This is a genomic window from Pseudomonas sp. NPDC086112 (assembly GCF_044746425.1).
Lineage (GTDB): Bacteria > Pseudomonadota > Gammaproteobacteria > Pseudomonadales > Pseudomonadaceae > Aquipseudomonas.
Genome location: NZ_JBIVCD010000025.1, coordinates 1 through 18,786 on the forward strand (window position 1 = coordinate 1; position 18,786 = coordinate 18,786).

Annotated in this window: 13 protein-coding genes; 4 read left to right on the forward strand and 9 right to left on the reverse strand. The window is 59.8% G+C overall.

The window, feature by feature from the left end; all coding sequences use genetic code 11:
• Positions 1 to 190: 190 nt before the first annotated feature.
• The 3 genes from mapR to ACIPLA_RS17665 form a co-directional block, all read right to left on the reverse strand.
• Positions 191 to 1,600, reverse strand: a complete 1,410-nt coding sequence (gene mapR, locus ACIPLA_RS17655) for a GntR family transcriptional regulator MpaR (protein WP_218395154.1) — start codon at positions 1,598 to 1,600, stop codon at positions 191 to 193.
• A 139-nt stretch (positions 1,601 to 1,739) separates the two neighbouring features.
• A complete protein-coding gene (gene ccoG, locus ACIPLA_RS17660; RefSeq protein ID WP_218394723.1) occupies positions 1,740 to 3,170 on the reverse strand; it encodes a cytochrome c oxidase accessory protein CcoG in 1,431 nt (476 codons plus the stop codon).
• Between the two features lie 195 nt (positions 3,171 to 3,365).
• On the reverse strand, positions 3,366 to 3,599 hold the full coding sequence (locus ACIPLA_RS17665) for a DUF3203 family protein (protein ID WP_123496866.1): 234 nt from the start codon (positions 3,597 to 3,599) through the stop codon (positions 3,366 to 3,368).
• Positions 3,600 to 3,728: 129 nt separating this feature from the next.
• Between ACIPLA_RS17665 and ACIPLA_RS17670 the strand changes: the two genes are divergently transcribed.
• A complete protein-coding gene (locus tag ACIPLA_RS17670; protein ID WP_192342890.1) occupies positions 3,729 to 4,235 on the forward strand; it encodes an MgtC/SapB family protein in 507 nt (168 codons plus the stop codon).
• On the opposite strand, the gene ACIPLA_RS17675 is transcribed toward ACIPLA_RS17670, so the two are convergent.
• Positions 4,236 to 4,421: a hypothetical protein gene (locus ACIPLA_RS17675; protein WP_123496862.1), complete on the reverse strand. Its 186-nt coding sequence runs from the start codon at positions 4,419 to 4,421 to the stop codon at positions 4,236 to 4,238.
• A gap of 216 nt (positions 4,422 to 4,637) precedes the next feature.
• Between ACIPLA_RS17675 and ACIPLA_RS17680 the strand changes: the two genes are divergently transcribed.
• The 3 genes from ACIPLA_RS17680 (at position 4,638) to glgB (ending at position 12,389) form a co-directional block, all read left to right on the forward strand.
• A complete protein-coding gene (locus ACIPLA_RS17680) occupies positions 4,638 to 6,635 on the forward strand; it encodes an alpha-1,4-glucan--maltose-1-phosphate maltosyltransferase (RefSeq protein WP_401174613.1) in 1,998 nt (665 codons plus the stop codon).
• Between the two features lie 178 nt (positions 6,636 to 6,813).
• A complete protein-coding gene (gene treS, locus ACIPLA_RS17685) occupies positions 6,814 to 10,155 on the forward strand; it encodes a maltose alpha-D-glucosyltransferase (protein ID WP_401174616.1) in 3,342 nt (1,113 codons plus the stop codon).
• 2 nt (positions 10,156 to 10,157) lie between these two features.
• Positions 10,158 to 12,389: a 1,4-alpha-glucan branching protein GlgB gene (glgB, locus tag ACIPLA_RS17690; protein WP_401174619.1), complete on the forward strand. Its 2,232-nt coding sequence runs from the start codon at positions 10,158 to 10,160 to the stop codon at positions 12,387 to 12,389.
• A gap of 133 nt (positions 12,390 to 12,522) precedes the next feature.
• Here glgB and ACIPLA_RS17695 read toward each other — a convergent pair whose 3' ends face one another.
• The 5 genes from ACIPLA_RS17695 to ACIPLA_RS17715 form a co-directional block, all read right to left on the reverse strand.
• Positions 12,523 to 13,590 (reverse strand): autotransporter domain-containing protein, encoded by a 1,068-nt coding sequence (locus ACIPLA_RS17695; protein ID WP_401174622.1) that lies wholly within the window; start codon positions 13,588 to 13,590, stop codon positions 12,523 to 12,525.
• Positions 13,591 to 14,017: 427 nt separating this feature from the next.
• A complete protein-coding gene (locus tag ACIPLA_RS17700; protein ID WP_401174625.1) occupies positions 14,018 to 14,818 on the reverse strand; it encodes an endonuclease/exonuclease/phosphatase family protein in 801 nt (266 codons plus the stop codon).
• 203 nt (positions 14,819 to 15,021) lie between these two features.
• A complete protein-coding gene (locus tag ACIPLA_RS17705) occupies positions 15,022 to 15,780 on the reverse strand; it encodes a PIG-L deacetylase family protein (RefSeq protein WP_401174628.1) in 759 nt (252 codons plus the stop codon).
• 361 nt (positions 15,781 to 16,141) lie between these two features.
• Complete coding sequence (glgX, locus tag ACIPLA_RS17710; RefSeq protein WP_192342898.1) at positions 16,142 to 18,301, reverse strand: glycogen debranching protein GlgX; 2,160 nt, start codon at positions 18,299 to 18,301, stop codon at positions 16,142 to 16,144.
• Between the two features lie 128 nt (positions 18,302 to 18,429).
• Positions 18,430 to 18,771, reverse strand: a complete 342-nt coding sequence (locus tag ACIPLA_RS17715; RefSeq protein WP_401174631.1) for a DUF2934 domain-containing protein — start codon at positions 18,769 to 18,771, stop codon at positions 18,430 to 18,432.
• Between the last annotated feature and the right edge of the window lie 15 nt (positions 18,772 to 18,786).

Genomic DNA, 18,786 nt, shown 5'->3' on the forward strand with positions numbered 1-18,786 from the left:
CCTCCTGACCGTATTTCATACCTGTAAACGATGTCTCCGGTTTAAAACGTAAAGGATGTCTCCGGTTTCTACCCGAGCAAGCCCGCTCCCACAGGGGGACGGTGTCTACACACCAAATTTGTGAACACCACCGAACCCCTGTGGGAGCGGGCTTGCTCGCGAAGGCGATAGCCCAGACAACATCAAACCCTCAGAACGACCGCACAATCCGCCCCAACGTCTCCATCGCCTTCTCTGAATCCTCAGTCCACGGGCTCCCGTAATTCAACCGAATACAATTCCTGAACCGCTGGGTCGGTGAAAAGATCGGCCCCGGGGCGATGCTGATCCCTTGCGCCAGCGCCATCTGAAACAACTTCAACGAATCCATCTGCGCCGGCAGTTCCAGCCACAAAAAGTACCCTCCCGCCGGCTGACTGACGCGCGTCTGGGCCGGGAAGTAGCGGGCGATGGCGGCGAGCATGGCGCTTTGCTGTTCTTCCAGGGCGTAGCGCAGTTTGCGCAGATGCCGGTCGTAGCCGCCGTGTTGCAGGTAATCGGCGATGGCGGCTTGGGCGGGCATCGAGGCGCAGAGTGAGGTCATCAGTTTCAGGCGCTCGATCCTTTGCGCATATTGCCCGGCCGCGACCCAGCCGATTCGATAACCGGGGGCCAGGCTCTTGGCGAACGAACCGCAGTGCATCACCAGACCCTCAGTATCGAAAGCCTTGGCCGGTTTTGGCGCCTGTTGCCCATAGTAGAGCTCGGCGTAGACGTCGTCCTCGATCAGCGGAACCTGGTGACTGCGCAACAACTCCACCAGCTCCTGCTTCTTCGCCTCGGGCATGGTCGCGCCCATGGGGTTCTGGAAACTGGTCATGCACCAACAGGCTTTGATCGGATGTCGTTCCAGCGTCTGGGCGAGCACACCAAGGTCAATGCCATCGCGCGGGTGCACGGGAATTTCCACCGCTTTGAGCTTCAGCCGTTCCAGCACTTGCAGGCTGGCGTAGAACGCCGGGGCTTCGATGGCCACCAGATCGCCGGGTTCGGTGACTGCTTGCAGGCACAGGTTCAGGGCTTCGAGGGCGCCGTTGGTGATCAGCAGTTCTTCCATGGGCAGCATCAGCCCGCCGACCATGTAGCGCAGGGCGATTTGCCGACGCAGTTGCGGGTTACCCGGCGACATGTCGGTGACCACCATGCGCGGGTCCATCTCCCGGGCGGCGCTGGCCAGTGAGCGGGACAACCGCGGCAGCGGGAATAGCGTGGGGCTGGGGAAGGCCGAGCCGAAGGGCACGGTGTTCGGATCCTTGATCGAGTCCAGCACCGAGAACACCAGTTCGCTGACGTCGACTTCGGTGGACTCGTTGACCTGGCTGCTGATCACCGGCTCCGAAAACGGGCTCGGTGCATGGGTATTGACGAAGTAGCCGGAACGCGGCCGGGCGCGGATCAGGCCACGGCGCTCAAGCAGGTAATAGGCCTGGAACACCGTGGACGGGCTGACCCCGTAAGTCTGGCTGGCGTAGCGCACCGACGGCACCCGCTGGCCGGGACCGAGGATGCCGGAGCGGATCAGTTCAGCGATATCGTCGGCGAATTTTTCGTAGCGTTTCATCGAGTGCCCGGGTTGGAGAGTCATTCTGGAGAATCGGGGTGGCTGCTTCGCGGGCAAGCCTCGCTCCTACACACACCACCGCACTGTAGGAGCGAGGCTTGCCCGCGAATGAGCGCGAAGCGCTCGCCATCTTAAAGGCTCAACGGTTCATCGGCGCAACAAACCGGCTCTTGGCCACGCTGTAGATGTCCGGCTCATCACTGTCGACAATCTTGAAACTGATCGTCTGCGAACTGCTGCTCGGCCGTTCCGTGGTCATCGCCACCGACACCGGCACATCCACAATCTCGCCCGGTGCCAGGCTCAGTTCGGTCTTGCCTTGCAGCTGGAAGCCATCGCCATCGACCAGCGTCAATCGATAATCCTGACGTTGCTGGGTCTTGTTGATGACCTTCAAGCTGTAGATGTTTTCGATCTGGCCTTCACTGTTCTCGCGGAACAGGCCACGGTCCTTGCTCACGTCCAGCGACACCATCGGCCGTTCCACCAGCGCCAGGGCGAGGGCGCCGATCATTACCAGTAGCACGGCGGTATAACCGATCAGTCGCGGCCTCAGAAGGTGGGTTTTGCCGCCCTGCAGTTCATGCTCCGAGGTGTAGCTGATCAGCCCACGGGCGTAGCCCATTTTGTCCATGATCGAATCGCAGGCGTCGATGCACGCGGCGCAACCGATGCATTCCATCTGCAAACCGTCGCGAATGTCGATGCCGGTCGGGCAGACCTGCACGCACAATTGGCAGTCGATGCAATCACCCAGTCCGACCTCGGTGGGTTTGACGTCACGTTTGCGCGGGCCACGGTTTTCGCCGCGGGCCACGTCATAGGAAATGGTCAGGGTGTCCTTGTCGAACATCACGCTCTGGAACCGCGCATACGGGCACATGTGCATGCACACTGCTTCGCGCAACCAACCGGCATTGATGTAAGTAGCCCCGGTAAAGAACAGCACCCAAAACAGGCTGACACCGCCGATTTGCAAGGTCAGCAGTTCTTCGGCCAGCGGACGGATCGGCGTGAAGTAGCCGACAAAGGTCAGGCCGGTGAGCAGGCTGATCGCCAGCCACAGGGTGTGTTTGGCCGAGCGGCGGATCAGTTTGTTCAGGCCCCAGGGGGCGGCTTGCAGCTTGATCCGTTGGTTGCGCTCGCCTTCGGTGATTTTCTCGCACCACATGAAGATCCAGGTCCAGGAACTCTGCGGGCAGGTGTAACCGCACCAGACCCTGCCGGCGAACACGGTGATCGCAAACAGGCCGAACGCAGCAATGATCAGCAGCGCCGAAAGCAGAATGAAATCCTGTGGCCAGAAGGTCGCGCCGAAGATGTGGAATTTGCTTTCGGAAAGGTCCCAGAGCACTGCCTGACGACCGCCCCAGTTCAGCCACACCGTACCGAAGAACAGCAGAAACAGAACCCCCGCGCCACTCATGCGCAGGGTGCGGAATACACCCGTGAAGCTGCGGGTATGGATCAGGTTGTCGCTGGATTTGGCCTTTATCTTTGGATGCAAAGGCTCATTGCTTTTTAAAAATGAGGCATTTTCAACGGTTCGGACGGGGATTCTATCGCTCATGGTCTTTCGCTCATCAGCCTCCATCAGGCCTGAGCACTATGACCAGCGATCTGTTTGCATAACAGACTCAGCTAAAGCAATAAAAAGCGGATCAGATGGGTTGTCCGCACCCGCCTGCGACAACTTGATGCACCCGCAATGGTTGGCCACAAATGCCTATGCCAGTTGTTTGTGGTGTGTGTTGATGCGGGTCAGTCAAATCACCGAATCACTGTCCGTGGCCTTCAAATGTCGGCGACTGTCCACTGCGCCTGCTACGGTCAATGCATCGGCTTCTGCTTCGGTGATGTAGATGCGCTGGCCGTCGAGGTCGACCGCCGACATGGATTTTTCCCCGTCGGTGATGATGGTCACGTCGGGGCAAAGACGGATTTCTTCGCCGTTTTGGGTGATGAAGAAGCAGGTCTGGTTTTCGATGCGCACGGTCATGGGGGTGCCCTTTTTTTGCAGGTTCTAGATCGTTAGGGCGCATCGGCCGGTCATCGTTCTGTGCAACCGATTAATGGTGGGTGCGGTCCATCCTCTATCGAGTCATTAAATCATCACAAGGACTGCGTCATGGACGCCTGGTGGCACGAGGTTTGGGTGACGCTGCAAGCGGAGTTCGCCGACATTGGCGATGCTTCACAACTGACGCGCATTACCGTGCGATTGCTGATGGCGGCCTTGCTGGGCGGCATTCTCGGTTTCGAACGTGAACAGAAGGGCAAGGCTGCCGGGGTCCGCACCCACATGCTGGTGGCGCTCGGCGCGGCATTGTTTGTGCTGGTGCCTCAGATGTCAGGATCCCAGGCCGACGCCATGAGTCGGGTGGTGCAGGGCGTAATCGCCGGCATCGGGTTTCTGGGCGCCGGGACTATCCTGAAAAACACTGATGGCGATGAGGGCCATGTCAAAGGCCTGACCACCGCCGCCGGTTTGTGGATGACGGCGGCCATTGGTGTTTCGGCCGGAATGGGCCGCGAGGCGACGGCGGTGCTCAGTACGTTGCTGGCGTTGGTGATTCTCGGTGTGATGCCGGTCGTGGTGCGCCAGCTGGAAAAGGAACGCCCCCCGCGCGACTGATCACTCAGGGGTGACGATTTCCGGTGGCTGCACAGTCGGTGGCTCTTCGCGCGGTGGCGGGTGAGTGCCTGGCGGTTCCTGTTCAGGGACGGGGGCGGGTTCGGTCGGCGGTGTTGGCTGTATCGGCGGTACCGTCGGCTCATCAATGTTCGGATCGGGTGTCTCGGCCGGGATTGGAATGCTCATCGATACAGTCTCCAGTGGCAGATGGCGTGAGTCGTGCTTAAGTTGGTTGACCCGTACACAGGGAATTTGATTCCCCGAAAGACTTGGCAAATCCCTCTGAACTTTTACCGACGCCTGCTGTTCGGAACTTAAGTGAGTTCATGCCGGGGCAGATCGCTTCGTGTGAACGACGACCAGGCACAAGAGCGTCCTTGGGGCGTTAAGGAGAGATGCTCGATGACCGCTGAGAAACCCACAGAGTTGAGCTACAACCCGCATATACCGCTGTCGCAAGCGTTACTGCTACCGCGGATCGTGATCGAAAACACCATGCCGACCCTCGATGGCGGGCAATTCGCCGTTAAAGCCGTGATTGATCAGGACGTGGTGGTGACCAGCAAAGTGTTTGCCGACGGTCACGACAAACTGGCCGTGCGCATCCGCTGGCGTGCCGAGGGCGACGAAGACTGGCAGAGCGAGGTGATGGCCGAGCTGGGCAATAACGGCTGGCAGGGCCAGTTTCGTGTCAGCAAGCAGGGGCGTTATGTGTTCTGCCTCGAAGCCTGGATCGATCAGTTCGCCAGCTTTTGTTATGAGCTGAAAAAAAAGCACGACGCCGGCGTCTCGGTCAGCCTGGAGTTGCAGGAAGGGCGCACCCACGTCCAGCAGGCCGCCGAACGCTCTGAAGGCCCGCTCAGTGAACAACTGGCGGCGTTACACCATAAGCTGTCCGGTCTGCTCGAAACCGAGCAGGTCGCCTTGTTTCTGCACCAACGCAGCGCGGACTTGATGGCCCAGGCTGACCATCGTCCCTTCCTGAGCCTGAGCCCTGAATACCCGGTGGACGTGGAGCGAGAGCTGGCACAGTTCGCCAGCTGGTATGAATTGTTTCCGCGCTCGATCACCGATGATCCGGCCCGTCATGGCACTTTCAACGACGTGCATTCGCGGCTGGCGATGATCCAGGACATGGGCTTCGACGTGCTGTATTTCACGCCGATCCACCCGATCGGCCGCAGCTACCGCAAAGGCCCGAACAATTCGTTGATCGCCGGCCCGGACGACCCGGGTAGCCCTTACGCTATTGGCAGCGAAGAGGGTGGGCATGAGGCGATTCACTCGGAACTGGGTACTCGCGAAGATTTTCGCCGGCTCGTCGCGGCCGCCGCCGAGCATGGGCTGGAAGTCGCCCTCGACTTTGCGATTCAGTGTTCCCAGGACCACCCGTGGCTCAAACAGCATCCGGGCTGGTTCAACTGGCGGCCGGACGGCACGATCAAATACGCCGAGAACCCGCCGAAGAAATACCAGGACATCGTCAACGTCGATTTCTATGCCGTGGACGCGATTCCCGGCCTGTGGATCGAGCTGCGTGACATTGTGGTGGGTTGGGTCGAGGAGGGCGTGAAGCTGTTTCGCGTCGATAATCCTCACACCAAACCGTTGCCATTCTGGCAGTGGATGATCGCCGATGTGCGGGCGGTGTATCCCGAGGTGATCTTCCTGGCCGAAGCCTTTACCACCCCGGCGATGATGGCGCGTTTGGGCAAGGTCGGTTACTCCCAGAGCTACACCTATTTCACCTGGCGTAACACCAAGACCGAGCTGGCGACCTATCTCACCGAACTCAATGAGTCGCCGTGGCGTGAATGCTACCGGCCGAATTTTTTCGTCAACACGCCGGACATCAACCCGGCGTTCCTGCATGAATCCGGGCGCGCCGGTTTTCTAATCCGTGCCGCGCTGGCGACCATGGGTTCCGGGCTGTGGGGCATGTATTCGGGGTTTGAGCTATGTGAAGCGGCACCGGTACCGGGCCGGGAGGAATACCTCAATTCCGAGAAGTACGAAATCCGCCCACGAGACTTCAATGCGCCGGGCAACATCATTGCCGAAATCGCCCAGCTCAACCGCATCCGCCGGCAGAACCCGGCGTTGCACACGCACTTGGGCCTGAAGGTCTACAACGCCTGGAACGACAATATTTTGTACTTCGGCAAACGCAGCGTCGACGGCAGCAATTTCATTCTGGTGGCGGTCAGCCTCGATCCGCATCACGCCCAGGAGGCAAACTTCGAATTGCCGCTGTGGGAAATGGGCCTGCCCGATGATGCCGTCACTCAGGGCGAAGACTTGATGAACGGCCACCGCTGGACCTGGCACGGCAAGTACCAGTTCATGCGGATCGAACCGTGGCATCTGCCGTTCGGGATTTGGAGGATCACTCGTTCCTGAGCCTGGGGAAGATCAAATGTGGGAGCGGCGGTGCGACGATTCGACTTGCTCGCGAAAGCGGTGTGTCAGGCGACATCAACGCTGACTGTTATGGCCCCTTCGCGAGCAAGCCCGCTCCCACACTGACCGCATTTCTTCAGGCAGATACTGTTTTCCCAGAATTTTTCAGGAGTTACAAATGGCGAAGAAACCCAGGTCAGCCACCTTCATCAAGGACCCGCTCTGGTACAAGGATGCGGTGATTTACCAGGTTCACGTTAAGTCTTTTTTCGACTCCAACAATGACGGGATCGGCGACTTTCCCGGCCTTATCGCCAAACTCGATTACATCGCCGACCTCGGCGTCAACACCATCTGGCTGTTGCCGTTCTACCCCTCACCACGGCGCGACGATGGCTATGACATCGCCGAATACCGTGGCGTACACGCCGACTACGGCACCATGGCCGATGCCAAGCGCTTCATTTTCGAGGCCCATAAACGTGGCCTGCGGGTGATTACCGAATTGGTCATCAACCACACCTCGGACCAGCACCCGTGGTTCCAGCGCGCGCGTAAGGCCAAACCCGGCTCGGCTGCCCGTGACTTCTATGTCTGGTCCGATAACGATCAGAAATACGATGGCACCCGCATCATCTTTCTCGACACCGAAAAGTCCAACTGGACCTGGGACCCGGTGGCCGGTCAGTACTTCTGGCACCGTTTCTATTCCCACCAGCCAGACCTGAACTTCGACAACCCGCAAGTGATGAAAGCGGTGCTGTCGGTGATGCGTTACTGGCTCGACATGGGCATCGACGGCCTGCGGCTGGACGCGATCCCGTACCTGATCGAGCGCGACGGCACCAACAACGAAAACCTGCCCGAGACCCACGATGTCCTCAAGCAGATCCGCGCCGAAATCGACGCCAATTACCCCGATCGCATGCTGCTGGCCGAGGCCAATCAGTGGCCGGAAGACACTCAGTTGTACTTTGGCAACACCTCTGCCGACGGCCAGAACGGCGACGAATGCCACATGGCCTTTCACTTCCCGCTAATGCCGCGCATGTACATGGCGCTGGCTCAGGAAGATCGTTTCCCGATCACCGACATTCTGCGCCAGACCCCGGAAATTCCCGCCAATTGCCAGTGGGCGATTTTCCTGCGCAACCACGATGAGCTGACCCTGGAAATGGTCACCGACCGGGAGCGCGATTATCTGTGGAATTACTATGCCGCCGACCGTCGGGCGCGGATCAATCTGGGGATTCGCCGGCGTCTGGCGCCGTTGATGGAACGTGATCGTCGCCGCGTGGAATTGCTCAACAGTTTGCTGCTGTCGATGCCTGGCACGCCGACCCTGTATTACGGCGATGAAATCGGCATGGGCGATAACATCTACCTCGGCGATCGCGACGGTGTGCGCACGCCGATGCAATGGTCGATCGACCGTAATGGCGGTTTCTCCCGCGCCGACCCGGCCAGCCTGGTGTTGCCGCCGATCATGGACCCGCTCTATGGCTACCTGTCGGTAAACGTCGAAACCCAGGCTGGTGACCCTCATTCGTTATTGAACTGGAACCGGCGCCTGCTCGCGGTGCGCAAGCAGTCCAAGGCCTTCGGGCGTGGGACGCTGAAGATGCTTTCACCGAGCAATCGACGGATTCTGGCATATACCCGCGAATTCACCGGCCCGGACGGTAAGCACGAGATTATTCTGTGCGTGGCCAACGTGTCCCGCAGCGCGCAGGCGGCGGAGTTGGATCTGTCGGCTTATGTCGGCATGGTTCCGGTGGAGATGCTCGGCGGCAATGCGTTCCCGCCCATCGGCCAGTTGAATTTCCTGCTGACGCTGGCGCCTTACGGTTTTTACTGGTTCGGGCTGGCGGCGGAAAACCAAATGCCGAGCTGGCACGTGGAGCCGGCGCAAAGCCTGCCGGACTTCACCACCCTGGTGCTGAAGAAACGCATGGAAGAGCTGCTCGAAGCACCGTCCCGCCACACCCTGGAGCAGGGCATCCTGCCGAGCTGGTTGCAGAACCGCCGGTGGTACGCCGGCAAGGACGGCGTCATCGACAACGTCAACCTCGCTTACGGCGTGCGTTTCGGCGACCCGCAGCATCCCGTGCTGTTGGGTGAAATCGACGTCACCAGCGGCGGTCAGACCAGCCGTTACCAGTTGCCATTCGGTTTTATCTCCGAGGAACAGGTCGGCGCGGCGTTGCCGCAGCAATTGGCACTGGCCCGGGTCCGGCGCGGTCGTCAGGTCGGCTTGATCACCGATGCCTTCAGCCTCGACAGCTTTGTTCATGCCGTGTTGCAGAGCATGCAGGCCGGCATGGTGTTGCCGTCGGACGGTGGCGAGATCCGTTTCGAGCCGACCGACGAACTGACCAGGCTTGGCCTGACGGCCGAGTCGGAGGTGCGGTACCTGTCCGCCGAGCAGTCCAACAGTTCGGTGGTGATCGGCAGCAGCCTGGTGCTGAAATTGATCCGCAAGGTCGCGTCAGGCGTGCACCCGGAGCTGGAAATGAGTGCGTACTTGACCCATGCCGGTTTCCAGAATATTTCGCCGCTGCTGGGCGCGGTTATTCGTCGCGATGCGGCGGGCGAGGACACGTTGTTGATGATCGCCCAAGGCTACTTGAGCAATCAGGGCGACGCGTGGGAGTGGACCCAGAACAACCTCGAACGGGCACTTCGCGACGAACTCGCTGATGCAATGTCCGAACAGGAGCAGCACTACAACGCCCTCGGCGAGTTGAAGGATTTTGCCGGCATGCTCGGCCAGCGCCTGGGGGAAATGCATCAGGTGTTGGCGGCCCCGAGCACCAACCCGGACTTCGCGCCACAAATCACTACCCAGAAAGATGCCCTGGCCTCGGCCAAGGACGTGACGGCGCAACTGGAACATGCCCTGAAGCTGCTCAAGCAGCATCAAACTGAACTGAGCGCGGCGGACCAGGCATTGGTCAGTCGCTTGCTGGACAACAAAAAAGCCATCCTCAGCCATGTCCAGGAACTGGGTAAAAAGGCTGCTGGTGGCCTGCGCATTCGCGTCCATGGCGACTTGCACCTGGGGCAGGTGCTGGTGATCAAGGGCGATGCCTACCTGATCGATTTCGAGGGCGAACCGGCGCGACCGCTGCATGAGCGCCGAGGCAAACACAGCCCTTATAAAGATGTCAGCGGCGTGTTGCGCTCCTTCGATTATGCGGCGGCGATGACGATCAACGTGCACAACGTCGATAACACTGCCGACGCCCAAGCGGCGCGTCAACGGGTCGCCGATCGTTATCTGAAAGAGGCGCGGCAAGCATTTGTCGACGCTTATCGGCTGGCGGCAGCTAGTCTTGCTCATGCATGGCAAGATCCTGAAGGCGAGGACGCCGCGCTGGCGTTGTTCGGTCTGGAGAAGGCGGCTTATGAAGTGGCCTATGAGGCTGAAAATCGCCCCACCTGGCTGCCCGTGCCGTTGCACGGTCTGTACGGGTTATTGAGTGGGCTCAAACCCTTTTCCGATCTTGGTGGAGAGTAGTCATGAGTATCTCGAACAAGGAACAGGGGCACGTGGAACAGTCGCTGCTGCCCAGGGCACGGGATATCGATGCGTTGGTACGCGCTGAGCATCGGGATCCCTTCGCAATTCTCGGCCCGCACGGCGATGGCGCTGGCGGGCAATTCATTCGCGCCTATCTACCGGACGCCTTGAGCGTACAGGTGGTGGACAAGGAATCCGGGGAAGAGCTCGGCAGCCTTGAGACCACCCAAACTCCGGGGCTGTTCGTCGGGCACTTCGAGCGGGCCCGACCCTATCTGTTGCGAACCCGTTGGGCCGGTGGCGAGCAACTCGCCGAGGACCCTTACAGCTTTGGCCCGTTACTCGGCGAGATGGATTTGTACCTGTTCGCCGAGGGCAATCACCGGGACTTGAGCAGTTGCCTCGGCGCGCAGCTGAAGACGGTCGATGGCGTGGAGGGTGTGCGCTTCGCCGTGTGGGCGCCGAATGCCAAAAGGGTCTCGGTGGTTGGTGATTTCAACGTCTGGGACGGTCGTCGTCATCCGATGCGTCTGCGCCATCCCACCGGTGTCTGGGAGTTGTTCATTCCGCGCCTGCAAGCGGGGGAAGCCTACAAATACGAAATCCTCGGCGCCCACGGCATTCTGCCGCTCAAGGCCGACCCGATGGCCCTTGCCACCGCTTTGCCACCGGACACTGCATCGAAAGTCGCCGCGCCGCTGAAAATCGACTGGAAGGACCACGACTGGATGCAGTCGCGGGGCGAGCGGCAGCGAACCAGCGCACCGTTGTCGATCTACGAGTTGCACGCCGGTTCCTGGCAATGCGAGCTGGATGACCTGGGCGAGGTCGCCCGTCAGTACACCTGGCCCGAGTTGGCCGAGCGGCTGATTCCTTATGTAAAGGAGCTGGGTTTCACCCACATCGAACTGATGCCGATCATGGAGCATCCGTTCGGTGGTTCCTGGGGTTATCAACTGCTGTCGCAATTCGCCCCGAGTGCCCGTTACGGCACGCCGGATGACTTCGCCGCGTTCGTCAATGCCTGTCACCAGGCCGAGATTGGCGTGATCCTCGATTGGGTGCCGGCGCATTTCCCCACCGATACCCACGGCCTGGCGCAGTTCGATGGCACCGCGCTGTATGAGTACGGCAACCCGCAGGAAGGTTTTCACCAGGACTGGGACACGCTGATCTACAACCTGGGCCGCACCGAGGTGCACGGCTACATGCTGGCCTCGGCGCTGCACTGGCTCAAGCATTTCCACGTCGATGGCCTGCGCGTGGACGCAGTGGCGTCGATGCTGTATCGCGATTACTCGCGCAAGGCCGGCGAGTGGGTGCCCAACCGTCACGGCGGTCGGGAGAATCTGGAGGCCATTGATTTCGTCCGCCATCTCAACGATGTGGTGGCCCTGGAAGCACCGGGGGCGCTGGTGATTGCCGAAGAATCCACGGCGTGGCCGGGTGTCAGCCAGAGCACGCAACAGGGTGGGCTGGGTTTTGCCTATAAGTGGAACATGGGCTGGATGCACGACTCGCTGCATTACATTCAGCAGGATCCGGTGTACCGCGCCCATCATCACAATGAGCTGAGTTTCGGCCTGGTGTATGCCTGGTCCGAACGCTTCATCCTGCCGATTTCTCACGATGAAGTGGTGCATGGCAAGCATTCGCTGATTGACAAGATGCCGGGGGATCGCTGGCAGAAGTTTGCCAATTTGCGGGCTTATCTGAGTTTCATGTGGACGCATCCGGGCAAGAAATTGTTGTTCATGGGCTGCGAATTCGGCCAATGGCGTGAGTGGAATCACGATCAGCAACTGGACTGGTATTTACTGCAGTACCCGGAACACCAGGGGGTGCGCAAACTGGTCGGTGACCTGAATCGGTTGTATCGCGAAGAACCGGCGCTGCACGATCAGGACGATGCCCCACAAGGCTTCCAGTGGTTGATCGGCGACGATGCGGTCAACAGCGTTTACGCCTGGCTGCGCTGGAGCAAGGAGGGCAGGCCGGTATTGGTGGTGGCCAACTTTACCCCGGTGCCGCGTCAGTCCTACCGTGTCGGCGTTCCGTTTGCCGGGCGCTGGGTCGAGTTGATCAACAGCGATGCCGACACCTATGCCGGGTCCAATTACGGCAATGGCGGCGGGGTGTTCACCGACGAAGAACCGAGCCATGGCCAGGCTCTCTCACTGGAGTTGAATTTGCCGCCGTTGGGGGTGTTGATCCTGCGTCCGGAGGGTTGATCTAAAATCGCGTCGCTTCATTCGCGAGCAAGCCCGCTCCCACATTGGATTGTCGTCGTACACAACACCAATGTGGGAGCGGGCTTGCTCGCGAAGAGGCCAGATCGAACAAAGCGCTTCTTGTGTCATGCGCTCACCACCGCATCCGCACCCCCAAACTGCCAATCAACCCGTTCAGATCATTGTCATCCACATCGCTGCTGTAATCGGCGCTGACGTACAGGCTGACCAAAGGCGTCACTCTGGCGACCAGCCCCAAACCCACATCCACCGTCGAGGATTTGCGGCTGCTGCTGATTTTGTCGACCTGATCCAGGCTCACGGTATTACCGGTATATACCGTGTGCCACACGTTGGTCCGCACATAGGGTTCGACGGGCAGGCCGTTGATATCGTAACTGCCTTTCAAACGTGCACCGACCCGACCGCTCCAGGACGACATGTCGCTGGAGGAGCCGTTGCCGGAGCCGGCATAGGGCGTATCCAGCGTAATGCGTTGATTGATCAACTGCGCCTGGGGTTCGATCACCCAGTTATTACCCAGGCCAATCGGGAAACCACCTTCCACCGACAGCGTCACCGCGCTGCCTTCGGCGGCTTGTCGCGCGCCCTGGTCATTGCGGCTGTAGCCGTTGACCCGGCCGCCGCTGGCGCTCAAGTCTACGTGCCAGCCTTGTGGGCCGGTCAGGCTCCAGTAGGCGCCGAGACTCTGGCCTTGAAGGTTGAGCGTGTCATGGCCGGGGTCGGCGAGGGCGCGACTGGTCAGCAGACCGTTGTCATTGCCCTGGAATTGGGTGGTGCCGCCGATCAGTCCGACCCGCTGGGTATGGCCGCTGTTGCTTTGGACGGTCAGCAGCGCCGGGCTTTTGAATTCGCTGGCGCCAGGGATGGAAGAGCCCTGGGCCAGATAGTCGGTTTGGGCCTGCCGCGAGGTCTTTCCATAGATGTGGTCCCAAGCCGAAGGCGCGGCGTCTTCGACCGTCAGGCGTGAGCTTTGTACATCTGGATTGACGCGTGAACGGCCGGGATACGTGGCGGAGCCGGTGGGCAAGGTAAGGGTCGGCAGTGCCTGGTTATACCAAAGCGTTGGTTCATCCTCGGCAGACGAGGCGTGCACCTCCATGGATGAGCACAGCAGGAGTGAACTCGTGACGGTGCAAAAAGTGATTTTGATCTCTTGTGGGGTGAATGAAGTTTTCATGGAGGTCTACCTTGCAATGGCATGCGTATCTCGCTTTGGCGTCTCTCCTACCCCGAATGAGGGGCGACCGAATGGATTGGGGCAGGGTCAGACCCGCCTTTTTTTACAGGAGTCTGGTGGCTTGCCCCTGATGGATTTCCGGGGGTAGTAAGCACTAGCTAAGAAGACTGCTGACGCTGCGTCAAGAAAGTGGCCGATAAGCGGTATGGCTATTTTAGGTGTTGTAAGTGACTGATTTTTGGCGCGTATATAAGTTGTTGTTTGTGCGAAAAATCATCCAGAAAGGCGCGGGCCAGACGCGTTTGGTAGGGGGCTATCGGTTGTTCGGCGGCTGATCCAGGGCAGGATAAACAAACGGCGTCGGCGCGCCATTGCTGTCATTTTTTCTGTCAGGGGTGGCATCCTTGGCGACTGTCATTTGACGGTGTTACAGGCGCACTTCCACCGCCAGCGGCAAATGGTCCGACAGATGCGTCCAGGGTTTGTGGCCAAGTATTCGCGGTTCATGACTGCTGGCATTACGCAGGTAGATCCGGTCCAGGCGCAGGAGGGGAAAACGTGCCGGGTAAGTTTTCGCCGGTCGGCCATGATGGCGTTCGAAGGCTTCATGCAGGTAGTCGCGCCGGGCGAGGGCGGCATTGCCTTGCAACTGCCAGTCGTTGAAGTCGCCGGCAATAATCACCGGGGCGTCATCGGGCAACGATTCGAGCAACAGGCAGAGCAACTGCAGCTGCAGTTGTCGATGGCTTTCCAACAGGCTCAGGTGCACGCAAATGGCATGCACTTCGGCATGCCCCGGCACATCCAGTACGCAATGCAACAACCCGCGCCGCTCGGGGCCGGTGATCGAGACGTCGAGGTTGCGAAATTCGCGGATCGGGTATTTCGACAGCAGGGCATTGCCGTGGTGGCCGTCGGGGTAGACCGCGTTGCGACCGTAAGCGAAATCGCTCCACATGCTGTCGGCCAGGAACTCGTATTGCGAGGTCTGTGGCCAATCGTTGTAACGGAAAGAATGCCGGTCGTGCTCACCGACCACTTCCTGCAGAAACACCAGGTCTGCCGACGTGCTGCGCACCGCTTCACGCAACTCCGGGAGGATAAAACGCCGGTTGAGGGCAGTGAAGCCTTTATGGGTGTTGACCGTCAGCACTCTGAGTCGATGAACCGCCGCAGGCGTGTTCGGTGGTATCGATTCGACGGCTTGTCGTTCGGCATCGCTGGTCACGTTCACTCCTCTGAATCAGGCTGATGTATGCATGCGACTGGTGCATGGGCAAGCAGTTCAGTTTGAGCGACGCCAATCCAATGTGGGAGCGGGCTTGCTCGCGAAGGGGCCGGTACATCCGATACATCTTCGGCGGCTGGCAAACCGCTTTCGCGAGCAAGCCCGCTCCCACATTGAATGGTGACTTGATTGAGAGTCGGGTTTCAGACAAACACAATTTCATACGGCAAACGCATGCGCTCCAGAAGCACCTGGGGCACTGACGGGGAGGCGCCGATCATCGGCTCACCGTCGAGTTGGCTGGCGTAGGCGTAGGTGGCATGGCTTTTACGCGCGACGGTCCAGGTGTCGAGGCGTACCTTGCGCGCGCGATGCCAGGGGATCAGCCCATGGTCACGTGTCGGCCAGTGCCAGGCCCAAACCGGTATTTCGTTGAGCGTCGCACCGACCAGCGCTGCGGCCCTGGCGCTGGCGCGGCCGACGGCGTTGTGGTCGAGGTTGCCGTCTTCGCGCCAAGTGGTGAACACCACATCGCCGGGGCGCAGGTAGCGAACGATGAATTGGGTCAGTTCAGACTCCCGTTCGGCCAGCCCACTGTCGGTGAAGCCGGCGCGAATCCACTTCAGGCTGTGCATCGGCACTCCGAGCCGGCGCAAGGCTTCGACGCTTTCCTGGGGGCGGAATACGCTCAGGCGTTTCTGTGACCACTGTCGCGAACCAAAATGACTGTAGCTACCGTCGGTGATCGAGATCAATTGCAGAGGATGGCCAAGGGCGCACAGCTGTTGCAGGAGGCCGCCGCAGGTCACCACTTCATCGCCAGGATGCGGCGCGATCACCACTGCGCGAGCGCCGGCCGGAACCAGGGTTTCGGTATTGATGACAGGGATGTTGTCCAGTTGCTGGGCGCTGTTCCAGATCTGCACGGGCAGACCACTTTCGCTGATGGAAACCGTTTTCATAGGCGCTACGTCCTTGTTCTGTCTGGCCCTCAGTCGTGCCCAATGCTTGCGAGGGCGCAAGCCTGGCAGACCCGTGAAGGCGGGGTAAATTGCAATTGCAGCGCTCCGAACCCTGGATTGCTGCGGGCAGAGTATTGCTCATGGATCGCTATTCGTCGCCTCAGTCTTTGGTCGGATACGGTTTTTTTAATCCGGGCTGTGTCAGATGTCGCAAATACTCGGAGAAACTGTACCGGCCATCCATTAGGGCGCGGGTATTGCCTGTAGGAGCGAAGCTTGCTCGCGAACACGGTGTGTCAGTCGACATCATTGTTGCTTGATACACCGCCTTCGCGGGCAAGCCTCGCTCCCACAGGGGGGATTACTCTTCTTCTTCGCGCTGCAATTCGAACAGCAGCAGCGAGCGGCCGGTGACTGAATATTCGTGACCGAACTCGAAGCGTTCCTGGCCACGAATCGAGGGTTGATTGGTGTCGATCATGCAGGTCCAGAAACCGCCGTCAGGCACTTCCGGGAGCAGGAAGTTGACGATGTCATGGTGGGCGTTAACCACCAGCAGCAGGGTCGCGTCGCCGCCCTTGCGGCGAATGCCGGTTTCCTGGGCGCGACCATCGAGCAGCATGCCCAGGCAACGACCGTGGCCTTCTTCCCATTGTTCGATGGACATTTCGCTGCCGTCCGGGGCCAGCCAGGTCACGTCCTTGACGCCGATGTCTTCGTTGTAGTTGCCCACCAGGAAGCGCCCGCGACGCAGAATCGGATAGGCCAGGCGCAATTTGATCAGGCGTTTGACGAACTTGAGCAGGGCCTTGCCGTCTTCGCTCAGGTCCCAATTGACCCAACCGATCTCGCTGTCCTGGCAATAGGCATTGTTATTACCGTTCTGGGTGCGAGCGAATTCATCGCCAGCCACCAGCATTGGCGTGCCCTGGGACAGCAGCAACGTGGCGAAGAAATTGCGCATTTGCCGCTGGCGCAGCTCATTGATCTCGGGATCGTCGGTGGGGCCTTCGACACCGTGGTTCCAGGACAGGTTGTTGTTGCTGCCGTCCTGATTATTCTCGTCGTTGGCTTCGTTGTGTTTGTCGTTGTACGACACCAGGTCGTTGAGGGTGAAACCGTCGTGGGCGGTGACGAAGTTCACCGAGGCATACGGCCGCCGGCCACGCTGATTGAACATCTCGCCGGAGGCGGTCATGCGGTTGGCGAAGTCCGCCAGTTGGCCGTCGTCGCCTTTCCAGAACGCGCGCACGGTGTCGCGGAATTTGTCATTCCACTCAACCCAACCCGGCGGAAAGTTCCCGACTTGATAGCCCCCGGGGCCGCAATCCCAGGCTTCTGCGATCATCTTCACCTGACGCAGCACCGGGTCCTGGCGGCAGGCCACGAGAAAGCTGTGACGCTCGTCGAAACCGTCGTGGTAACGGCCGAGGATGGTCGCCAGGTCGAAACGGAAACCGTCCACATGCATTTCCGTGGCCCAGTAACGCAGGGAGTCGGTGACCATTTGCAGTACGCACGGGTGACTCAGGTCCAGGGTGTTGCCGGTCCCCGAATCGTTGATGTAGTAGCGCTTGTCGTCAGGCATCAAGCGGTAGTAAGAGGCGTTGTCGATGCCGCGCATCGACAGGGTCGGGCCTTGTTCGTTGCCCTCGGCGGTATGGTTGTAGACCACGTCGAGGATCACTTCCAGATTGGCTTCGTGCAGGTGCGCGACCATCTCCTTGAACTCGGCGATCTTGCCGCTGGCCAGGTAGCGCGGGTCCGGGGCAAAGAATGCGATGCTGTTGTAACCCCAGTAGTTGGTCATGCCTTTGTGCAGCAGATGCTGGTCATTGACGAAGGCATGAATCGGCAGCAATTCCACGGTCGACACGCCGAGCTTGCGGATGTGTTCGAGCACGTCATCGACCATCAACCCGGCAAAGGTGCCACGCAGGTTCTCGGGGACGGAGGGGTGACGCATGCTGAAGCCGCGTACGTGTGTTTCATAAATGATCGTTTTGTCCCACGGCACGCTGACGCGATGGTCATGACCCCAGGTGTGAGCCGGGTCGATCACTTTGCATTTGGGCACGAAGGGCGCGCTGTCCCGCTCATCGAAACTGAGGTCGGCGTCAGGGTGGCCGATGGTGTAGCCGAACAACGCTTCGGACCATTTCAATCGACCGACCAATTGCTTGGCGTAGGGATCGATCAGCAGCTTGTTGGGGTTGAAACGATGACCATTGGCCGGGTCGTAAGGACCGTACACGCGATAGCCGTAGATCAACCCCGGGTGGGCGTCAGGCAAGTAGCCGTGGTAGATCTCGTCGGTGTATTCCGGTAACTCGATACGCTCCAGTTCCACCTCGCCGGAATCGTCGAAGATGCACAGTTCGACCTTGGTCGCGTTAGCCGAAAACAGCGCGAAATTGACCCCCAGGCCATCCCAGGTCGCGCCTAGCGGGAAGGGCAAGCCTTCACGGATTCGCGAAGCCTCGGCACGAGGTTCGGGCGCGGTTTTCTTTGGGCTGCTCATAGTTGCTCCTGCATGGGGTGACGGTACTCGACTGCGATGAACCGTGGCTCTGGTTTTTTTCGAGGGCGAGCGCGCCCTCGGTGGCGAGAGACACGCCACAAATCAAGCGAGGCAAGGCGATAAACGCGTCAGGTCGTTGGCGGCTTGCGCGCAGCGCGTGGCTTTTTCTCGACGTTTTTTTCGCCAAGCGGGGTCACTGTCGAAGCAGAGGGTTTGGCTTTGGCCTTGGTTTTGGGTTCGACGCCTTTGGCATTGAGCTTGCCGTCGGGCTTGCCCACCGCGGACTTGGCACCGATGCTTTTACTGGCAGCTTTCGATGACTTGCCGGGCGCCAGCGCTTTGGCTTGGGCTTCAGCGTCGGCCAGTTTGCAGGCCATCTCCCAATGGCGTTTTTCCTGGCCCGTGGGTTTTCCTTCGGATTCCCAGATTTGATAGGCAAATTCGCGGATGTGTTTATCGTCGGTACTCATCGCAATGCTCCTGAA